The following is a 10,322-nucleotide window of genomic DNA, read 5'->3' on the forward strand; positions in this document are numbered from 1 at the left end:
ATCCGCCGAGGAGAACGCCATGCCAGCCGACTACGACGCGTCGTCGCTCAAGGTCGACCCCGACATGCTCGACACGGCCTCCAAGAGCCTGGCGAAGTACGCCAAGGACATCGCTCATGAGATCAGGGCGATCCATGACATATCCACATCCCTCCGCCTCTCCTGGTCGGGCACCAGCTCCCAGGAGGCGGCGCACTTCAACGACCGTTGGGACAGCGTGATGCGGAGCCTGTTCGGCAGCCCGGGCGCCGAGGACGACAAGAAGTTCGACGCGAAGGACGGCGTCCTCAACGTGCTGGCCGGCGGGACCAACGCCGTCGCCGTCGGATTCAGCAACGTCGACCTGGCCGTCGCCGACGTCTTCGTCGAGATGGCCCTCGCCCTGGCCTCCAGCAGCCACGGCAGCACCCCCGCGCCCGGGGACCCCTCCCTCAAGGACAACAACGATCCCGACCACACCGCCGTCGGTGAGACGTGGTCCCACGCATGAGCAGGACGGCCTTCCACCGACCCGCCCGAACCTTCCCGCCGGCCCCGGAGGAGCAGCGCCTCACCCTCCCGGCGCCTCCGCAGAAGTCCGCCGAGAACGGCGCCTCCGCCCTGGCCTCCCTGCTCCTGCCGCTCCTCAGCAGCGTCAGCATGGCCGCCTACATGATCTCCTTCGGCCGCTCCTGGATGGTCCTGCTCGGGGGCACCTTCATCGTCGCCTCGGTCGGCACGGCCTTCCTCGTCCGCGCCCAGTCCAAGAGCCAGAACCGGCGAACCCTCCACCGGCGGCGCGACCGCTACACAGCCCACCTGGCCGTCCTGCGCGCGCAGGCGCGCGCGTCCGCGGCCGCCCAGCGCTTCAGCGGAGGTTTTCTTCACCCCTCCCCGGTCCGGCTGCTGGCGCTCGCCCACGGCGGACGCCGTGTCTGGGAGCGCCGCCCCACCGACACCGACTTCCTCCGGCTCCGTCTCGGCACGGGCGCCGGGACGCCCGCGCTGCAGCTGGTCTCCGCCAACCGGGCCGACCCCACGGCCGACCAGGATCCCGAGTCCCAGCGAGCCGCCGACCGACTCGTCCGGGACCATGCCACCGTCCGGTCCTCGCCGGCCTGGGTCGACCTCGCGTCCTGCGGGGTCGTCAGCCTCCTCGGCCCGCCCGGCCGCACCCGCTCCGCCGCGCGTGCCCTCGCCGTCCAGCTGGCCGTCCTGCACGCGCCCGACGACGTCCAGTTGGCCGTCCTCGCGGCCGACCCCGACGCCTGGGCCTGGGCCAAGTGGCTGCCCCACACGCGCGAGGAGGAGTCCACGGCCCCGCGTGACCGCGCCGTCCCCATGGTCGCCGAGCACCTCGACGGCCTCGCCGACATCCTCGAGGCCCGGCTGGAGGCCGCCCGCCGGGTGCGTGCGGACCGCCCCCTCGGAGGGCTCACCGACCGGCAGGCCCCCGGAGGGCCCCGGCACCTCGTCGTCGTCCTGGACGGCTACCGGCCGGATGCCGACTGGGCGCGGCGCTCCCTCGTCGCGGAACTCGTCGACGCGGCCGGCCCCCGCAGCGGCATCCACGTGGTCTGCCTCACCACTCGGGAGGAGCACGAGCCCGGCCGCGTCGACGCACGCGTCCGCGTGGGTGCCGACGGCTCCCTCGTCCTGGAGAGCCGACTGCCGGCCCTGGTCGCGCAGGTCGCCGAGGCGACCGCCGACGACGTCGACGCCGCGCTCTGCGAGCACGTCGCCCGCGCCCTCGCCCCGCTGCGCCTGACCGGGGACCAGGAGCAGGTCCTCTCCCGCGCCGTCCCCCTACGGGACATGCTGGGGCTCGGGGACCTCGACGGCCTCGACCCCACCCGGCTGTGGCGTGCGCCGGACGACGAGGAGCTGTTGCGACTCCCGATCGGCGTGACCGGCGACGGCACGCCCCTCGTGCTCGACCTCAAGGAGTCCGCCCAGGGCGGCATCGGGCCTCACGGTCTCGTCGTCGGCGCCACCGGCTCCGGCAAGAGCGAACTCCTCCGCACCCTCGTCACCGCCCTGACGGCCACCCACGCGCCGGAGCACCTCAGCTTCGTGCTGGTCGACTTCAAGGGAGGCGCGACATTCGCCGGGGTCACCGAACTGCCGCACGTGGCCGGCCTCATCACCAACCTCGCCGATGACCTCGCCCTCGTCGACCGCATGCGCGCCGCGCTCCAGGGCGAGCAGCAGCGGCGCCAGCGCATGCTGCGGGAGGCCGGGAACGTGGACTCCGTCCGCGAGTACCAGGTCCTGCACGCCTCGGGAGCGACCGACACCTCCGGCAGGCCGCTGGAACCCATGCCCTACCTCATGGTCGTCGTCGACGAGTTCGGTGAACTCCTGTCCCAGCGTCCCGACTTCATCGACCTCTTCGTCCAGATCGGACGGGTGGGCAGGAGCCTCGGCATCCACCTGCTGCTCGCCACCCAGCGCCTCGACGAGGGCCGTCTGCGCGGCCTGGAGTCGCACCTCTCGTACCGGATCTGCCTGCGGACCTTCAGCGCGGCGGAGAGCCGCACGGTCATCGGCACCCCCGACGCGTACACGCTCCCCCCGATCCCCGGCTCCGCCTACCTCAAGGTCGACGAGTCCGTCTACGAGCGCTTCCGCGTCGCCCACATCTCCGGTCCCCACCGGGAACGGGGGGACGAGCCGCCCGCCGTCCCCGCCCCGCCCGTCCCCTTCGGCCTGCGGACCCCGGAGCACGCGGGCGCCGGGGAGGCCGCGGCTGCCGAACCGCCCGCCGCCCCGCGCACCCTCCCGGGCCGCCGTACCGAGATGCAGGTCCTCGTCGAGCGGATCGCCCGCCACGGATCCCCCGCCCACCAGGTCTGGCTCCCCCCGCTGCCCGCCCTCATCGAGGCGGACTCCCTGCTGGCCCCCTTCGACGCCGACCAGGGCGGACGCGGCTTCGAGTCCCGGGGCTGGTCCGCCAACGGGAGCCTCTCGTTCCCGATCGGCGTCGTCGACCTCCCCCTCCGTCAGGAGCAGCGCGTCCTCCCCGTCGACCTGGCCGGGGCCCACGGGCACCTCGCCGTGGTGGGCGCGCCCCAGAGCGGCAAGAGCACCCTGCTGCGCACGGCCCTTCTCTCCGCCATGCTCACCCACACCCCCGAGGAGCTGCAGGTCCTCGCCGTGGACCTCGGCGGCGGCACCCTGGCCGGCCTGGAGGCGGCCCCGCACGTGCGCGGTGTGGCGACGCGCCACGACGAGGCCCGTGTCCGCCGTGCCCTCGCCACGGCGCGCCGCCTCCTGGAGGAGAGAGAGGTGCTCTTCGGGCGCCTCCACATCGACTCGGCCGCCGAGTTCCGCGCCCTGCGCGCCGAAGGACGCCTCCCCGAGGGGACCGACGCCTCGGACGTCGTGCTCGTGGTCGACAACTGGGCCGCACTGCGCGAGGCCGAGGAGGACGCGGACCCCGTCGTGCACGCCGTCGCCACCCGCGGCCTCGGCGTCGGCCTCCACCTCCTGCTGACCGCCAACCGCTGGACCGAGATCCGCCCCAGCCTCCGGGACAACATCGCCGGACGCCTGGAGCTGCGGACCAACGAGCCCGGGGAGTCCGAGGTCTCCCGTCCCGCCGCCCGGCTGCTGCGCACCGGCCCTGCCGGACGCGGCATCGCTGCTCCCGGCAACGTCTTCCAGACGGCGCTGCCCCGGATCGACGGCCTCGCCTCCCTGGACGACCTCGCCAAGGCGCAGGCCGCGGCGGTCGCCGACCTCGCCGCCGCATGGACCGGGCCCAGGGCGCCCGAACTGCGGATCCTGCCCGAACGCGTCACCCCCGCCGCGCTGGCGGCGGCCCGGTCCACCGCGGGCGGGCCCGCCCGACCCGGTGAGGTGCCGATCGGCCTCCGCGAGAGCGACCTGGGACCCGCCCACCTCGACCTGGAGGCAGGGGACCCCCACTTCCTGCTGCTGGGCGACTCCGGATCGGGCAAGACGACGTTCCTCCGCTCGTGGATGCGCACGCTCGCACGGAACCGCTCCGCGTGGGACGTGCGGTTCGTCGTCGTCGACTACCGGCGCGGACTGCTCGACGCCGTCCCCGAGGAGTACCTGGGGGCCCACGCCGGCGACCCCGTGCACGCCCAGGCGTACGTCGAGCAGGTCCTCGCCAAGCTGGAGGAGCGCACGCCGCCCCCGGGCGTCACCGCCCAGGAGCTCAGGGAGCGCACCTGGTGGAGCGGTCCGGAGATCTACCTCGTCATCGACGACTACGACCTGGTCGCCTCCGGCACCACGGCCCGCACCCTGCTCGCCCCGATCACCGACCACCTCACCCAGGCAGCGGACACCGGTTTCCACCTGGTGCTCTCCCGCCGGGTGGCGGGCATGGCCAGGGCCCAGATGTCCGAACCTCTCATCGGCCGGCTCCGCGAGTCCGGCACGGGCGGCCTGCTCCTGTCCGGGGACCCCCGCGAGGGTGTCGTGCTGGGCGACCACCGCGCCGTCCGCCGGCCGCCCGGCCGGGGACTCCTGGTCTCCCGCACCGCCGAACCGGAGGTCGTCCAGGTCGTGGACGACGGTCCGGACGACTAGCCGCCCCCGGCCGTCCCCGTCCGGCGGACGGGGCGTCTCCCGGCACGGCACTCCGCCGTGCTGCCGGAGCCGCCCGGGCACGTGCGTGACGCGCCCCTCCCTCCGCCGTGCGAGGCGCCGAGCCAGGCCCCTCCCCACCCCTGCCGTCCCCCCCACCCGCCCGTCAGCACGGGCACCTCCGCCCGCGACCCGCGGGAGCCCGGCGAAAGGATCCCCCGATGGCCGAGTCCGACTTCGACGCCGGAGCCGTCACCAGGCTCGGTGAGGCATGGATCGCCTACGGCACCGAACTCGCCAAGCAGGTGGATGTCGTGAACACCGCGATCACGGGTGCCCAGTGGACGGGCCTGGGCGGAGCCGCGGCGCGCCTGGTCTGGAACACGTCGCAGCACAACATCCGGGACACCGTCCTCGAGGCCGCGAACAACGCGGTCGACGTCGGCAACGCCATCAAGGAGTACGGCCAGGAGCTCGAGAAGCAGATCGAGCAGGAGAAGCTCATGGAGCTCGCCTCGGCACTCGGGAGCCTCTTCGCGACCCTCCTCGGCATGGCCCTGCCCGGTCTGGGACTGATCCTCGGGCGCCTCGGAATGGTCGCCCAGATGGCGACCTGGGTGGCCGACAGGATCGCCGAGCTGCTCGGTGCGATGGGCCGCCTCGGCCGGGTCGCCGGGTTCGGGATCAACATGATCGGGGGTGCCGCCGGCAACCTCGCCCTCGACACCATCGGCAACGCCCTCGGTGCCGCCGCCACCCACACCCCCTTCCACTTCGACGCCAAGGGCGAGGCCCTCAGCCTCGGCATGGGCGCCCTCGGGGGCGGGCTCTACGGCAGCAAGTGGAGCAGGTCCCCGGGCCACGGGGGGGAGGGCTCCGTGAACCCGCCGGGCACGGCTCCGGGCCGGGTCCCCGGGTCGTCGCCGTACCGCGTGCCTGATCTCGCCGACTCGCAGGCCACCCTCACGGGTTCCGTCGAGGGTCCGGGCAAGGGCGCGGAGGGCTTCGGCTACGGCTGGGTCAAGGACCACGAGGAGGGGCCCGGGGTCCTCCCGGGCGGCGGCACCCCTACGGGCGGCACAGCCACGCTCGGGTCCGGCGGTCGTCGGGGGGCCCTTCCCGAGCCGGTGTCCCCCGAGCCGGTGTCCCCGTTGCCGTCCGCCACGGGCGGAGGCCGGGCGACGACGGGCCCGCAGGAGGTGCGTCCCGTGTCCCCCGGCGGCCCCGGGGGGACGGCCGTCCCCCCCGGCCGCTCCGTGGAGGGCGGCCCCGGCACTCCGGGCACACGCCCCGCCGGCACCTCCCCGGCCCTTCCCGAGGGTGCGGGCGGTGTCCGGGCACCCGGCGGCCCCGCTACGGCGGGCCGGCCCGCCGCCGACGGCACCGCTCCCGGCGGCCTGCCGGGCCGCGCCCCGTCCACGGGCGCAGGCTCCCCCGGCTCCCCGGACGGACCGGCGGGCAGGGGCGCAGGTACCGCCGGCGCCGCCGCTCCCGATGTCCGGCCGACGTCTCCCGTGGGCGGGCGCGGCGCATCGAACAGCGGCGCCGCGGAGTCCCCCACCGCCCCGGTCCGCCCCGACGGCACCGTCGAGCCGGGTGGTTCGGCCCCCTCCGGGGCCGGGGCGGTGCTGCGCCCGGGCCGGGGTGGGGCCGGCCTCGAGCCGTCCGCAACCGTTCCCGGCGACGCCGCCCGCACCTCCCGCCCGGGAGCGGGTCAGGGTGACGGTGCGGCCCGCCGCCCCGTGCCGGGCACGGGCGGGCGCGAGGCCTCCCCGCATTCCGGGCAGGAAGGGCCCGCGCAGCCCGGCGGACGGATCCCCGAGGAGACGACCGCCGATGCGTCCGGCGGGGGAGGGGCACTGCGGACCACCACGTCCGCGGAGGGTGCCGGCCGTCCGGCGGCGGACACCCGGGACGCCGCGGGGGCGGCCGGAGCAGGCGCGGGCGGACGTGCGGCGCGACCTGAGCCCGCACGGGGCGGCGTCCCCGTCCGCCCCGCGGAGGGCGGCTCCACCCTCGAGGCCCCGACGGGGTCCGGTCGGGGGGCCGACCCCTCCCGGGGCGGCGCCGGGAAGGCGGGCGGCGGCACCGTGCGGGCGGATGCAGGGTCCTCCCGAGGACTGCGTCCCGCACTGCCCGGGGGCTCCGCGAGGGGAACCGCCGTGCCGGCCGGCCACGGGCCCGGCTCGGTGACCGGTACCGAGGGCCCCGGCCGCGCGGGTCCCTCCCGGAGTGCCGCCGACCCCGAGGGCCCCGGCGGATCCCACCAGGACCCCGGTACCGGTGGGAGCGGCCGCACGCCCACGGGAACGACATCCGCGTCCGACGCCGGAGCGACCCGCCCGCAGGCGGTTCGTCCCGCCGGCGCGGCGGAGGGACCGGACTCCCGGCCGCGCGCGGGAGGCGCCGCGCCCGACCCGGAGGCAGGCGGCGCGGGAGGCCGCATCCCGGGCGGTGCGGACCGTACCGTGCCTGATGCGTCCGTCCGTCCCGAGCGGGATTCCGCTTCGGGAGCCCACCGGCGGGGATCCCTCTCCGGGGACGCCAGCCGTCCGGACCGCACCCCGGAGGCGGCTGGCGCCGGCTCCGGCGGCCGCTACGGTCGGGGAGGGAGCAGCGGTCACGGCGGAAGCGGCACGGGTGGTCACAGCGGGTCCGGCGGGAAGGACGGGTACGGCGACCCCGACGGGCGCGAGGGCAACCAGGGCCGGGACCGGGACGGGCACGGCGGCGACCACGGCCGTACGCCGGACCCCCGGTCCGCACCCGGCCGGGAGGAGCAGTGGCGTCGGTTCCGCCACGACCGTGACGACGAGTTCACCGGTCGGATCGCCGTGGTGGAGGAGTTCAGCCTCCGGGTGGGCGGCCCGACCCTGGACCGCGAGGTCGCCGAGGGGCACGCCGCGTTCTCCGGGGACGACCCGTTCCGTGGTGCCCACGTCCCCGAGGGCGGCGACGCCTTCAGGGAGGTCCGCGAGCGCTACCACGACGACCTGCACGGCGCATTCGAGCGCCTGTGGAAGGAGGCCTCCCGCGACGGCGGGGACTTCGACACGCTGTGGACCCGGGCGCACGACGACCTCCGCCGCACCCTTCCCGACCGCTTCGCCCGGAGGAGCACGCAGGAGCGCGCCTACGAAGGCCTCGACAGAGCCCTGGACCGCGCCGTCCGGCAGCAGCTGCGCGACGGCACGCTCGGCGACCGCCTGCCGCAGGGCCGTTCCGGCCGTCCTGCCGACCCCGACCCGGACGACCCCCGCTGGTCCGCGGTGGAGGAACTGCGTGCGGACCTCCTCCGCGAGGTCCGCACGGCGGTCGACCGGACCTGGGGAGAAGGACGCCCCGCAGCCGTCCTGGACCGGGACCTCGGGGAGATCCATGCAGGGATCCCCGACCGTCTCGCGGCGCTCGCCGACCGGGAGCGCGACGTCGCCCAGGCGGTGGGCGTGTTCGACCGGGCCGCTGCGGCCCGGCACGACGCCGACGCCGACGCCGTCGTCCGCCCGGAGCTCCGCGCCGGCCTGCGCGCCGCGCACGACAGACTGCGCCGTGACCTCCGCGACAGCCCCGAGGGCGTGTTCGCCAGCCGTTGGGAGGCGACCCGCCGGCAGCTGGCGGAGCATGCCGACTTCCGCGCCCGGCAGCTCCGCGATGCGTCCCGGGTGCTGCGCTCCGCCCTCGACGGCCCCGACGCCCTTCCCGGGGCCCGGGAGCTCACCGAGGGCAACCGGGAACGCCTCACCACCGCGTGGAACAGAGACGTCCTGGACGCGGCCGACGCCCACTGGTTCGGCCACTCGGGCGACCCCGGTGTCCGCGTCCCCCGTACGCCCGCCGGCCGCGGCCCGGCCGGGACGCCGCACATTCCCGGAGACCTCCCCCGGGAGACCGGCTCCAGGCTCGCCGGCTCCCTGCCCGCCCGCATCGAGCACGAACTGGGTCGCACCGACGTGCTGGCCGGGGCCGCCCGCGACCTTCACGCCCTGACGCGCACCTCCGGGTACTCCGTGCGGGGCCGCACGGCCGGCGCGGGGGACCGGGCGTTCGACCGGCTGGCCGACGACTTCCGCGAGCGGACCGTCACACGGTGGGACGAGATCCATGACACGGCGGGCCGCGGCAGGACCGGCGCCTGGCTCAGGCAGGAGGCAGAGCGGGACGACACCTTCCGCACCGTCCTTGACGAGGAGTGGCAGCACACCGCCATCCATGACGAACGCTTCCCCGAGGGCAGCGGCGGTGTCCTCGGCCGTGGACCGGACGACCTGTTCGGTGTCAGGGCCCGGATGGAGAAGGCGGCGGAGCAGCGGTGGTCCGGTGGCGGCGGCCGGGTCGGTGAGGGGCCGGTCGGGGGCGAGCGGGACCTGTTCGGCGTGGATGGCCGGATGAGGGACCGGGTGAAGTCCGAGGCGGCGGAGCAGCGGTGGTCCGGTGGCGGCGGCCGGGTCGGTGAGGGGCCGGCCGGGGGCGAGCGGGACCTGTTCGGCGTGGATGGCCGGATGAAGGACCGGGCCTCCGCCGGCACAGCCCGGCCGGAGGTGCCGCCGACGCGTCCTGCCGGTGCTGGTCATGACCGTCCGTTCACCATGGACGATCTTCGTCCCGGTTCTCGTGGTGAGGGGGCGGAGGGGGGTGCGCCCGGCGGTTCGGAGGGCGGGGGCGGTCTGCTCAACCGTGGTGCGGACGGCACCGCGACCGTCGTCGTGGTGGAGCCGTCCGGTGCGGCCGGGGAGCCGGCGCGGGGCGGCGGGGTGTCCTCCTCTGCGCAGCCGGGGGTGCGTTCTGCGGGGGCAGGGGGTTCCGAGGTGCCGCCCGCGCGCACCGGGGGGCTTCCGGGCGGGCCGGGCCGCGGTGCCGGGGAGGGCGGGTCGGAGGGCTCCGAGCCCCGGGACACCGGCCATCCCGATGCCGGGGGCCCTTCCCTGTCCGACGGCGCCGTCGTGTCCGAGGGTGCCCCCCGTCCCGACGGGCAGGTCCGCCCCAGCGGGTCCGAGGGCGTGCGCCCCGGCCTGGGCGATGCCTCCGGCGACCCGCTCGACGGCCCGTCCGCCGACGCACCCGCGCAGGTGGCCACAGAGGACCGGCTCCGGACGCGGGGCCGGATGGGGACGGGTCCGGGTGTGTCGGGTCCGGGTGTGCAGGGGGAGCCGGGGGGTGTGACGGGTGTGACCTCCGGGTTGGGGTCTGCGCCGCGGGATCCCTACGGGGTGCGGGGCCGGATGGAGAGGGGTCCGGGTGTGTCGGGTCCGGGTGTGCAGGTGCCGCCGATGCGGCGTACCGGTGCTGGTCATGACCGTCCGTTCACCATGGACGATCTTCGTCCCGGTTCTCGTGGTGAGGGGGCGGAGGGGGGTGCGCCCGGCGGTTCGGAGGGCGGGGGCGGTCTGCTCAACCGTGGTGCGGACGGCACCGCGACCGTCGTCGTGGTGGAGCCGTCCGGTGCGGCCGGGGAGCCGGCGCGGGGCGGCGGGGTGTCCTCCTCTGCGCAGCCGGGGGTGCGTTCTGCGGGGGCAGGGGGTTCCGAGGTGCCGCCCGCGCGCACCGGGGGGCTTCCGGGCGGGCCGGGCCGCGGTGCCGGGGAGGGCGGGTCGGAGGGCTCCGAGCCCCGGGACACCGGCCATCCCGATGCCGGGGGCCCTTCCCTGTCCGACGGCGCCGTCGTGTCCGAGGGTGCCCCCCGTCCCGACGGGCAGGTCCGCCCCAGCGGGTCCGAGGGCGTGCGCCCCGGCCTGGGCGATGCCTCCGGCGACCCGCTCGACGGCCCGTCCGCCGACGCACCCGCG

Annotated in this window: 2 protein-coding genes and 1 pseudogene; all 3 read left to right on the forward strand. The window is 76.4% G+C overall.

Annotation, left to right across the window (positions count from 1 at the left end):
- Positions 1 to 19: 19 nt before the first annotated feature.
- Positions 20 to 490 (forward strand): WXG100 family type VII secretion target, encoded by a 471-nt coding sequence (locus LO771_RS20925; protein WP_230654727.1) that lies wholly within the window; start codon positions 20 to 22, stop codon positions 488 to 490.
- On the forward strand, positions 487 to 4,542 hold the full coding sequence (eccCa, locus tag LO771_RS20930; RefSeq protein ID WP_230654731.1) for a type VII secretion protein EccCa: 4,056 nt from the start codon (positions 487 to 489) through the stop codon (positions 4,540 to 4,542). The genes LO771_RS20925 and eccCa overlap by 4 nt, the downstream gene beginning before the upstream one ends.
- Positions 4,543 to 4,760: 218 nt before the next feature.
- A pseudogene (locus tag LO771_RS20935) lies at positions 4,761 to 10,322 on the forward strand (hypothetical protein); the annotation flags it as partial.

The organism is Streptacidiphilus sp. ASG 303, assembly GCF_020991365.1.
Lineage (GTDB): Bacteria > Actinomycetota > Actinomycetes > Streptomycetales > Streptomycetaceae > Peterkaempfera.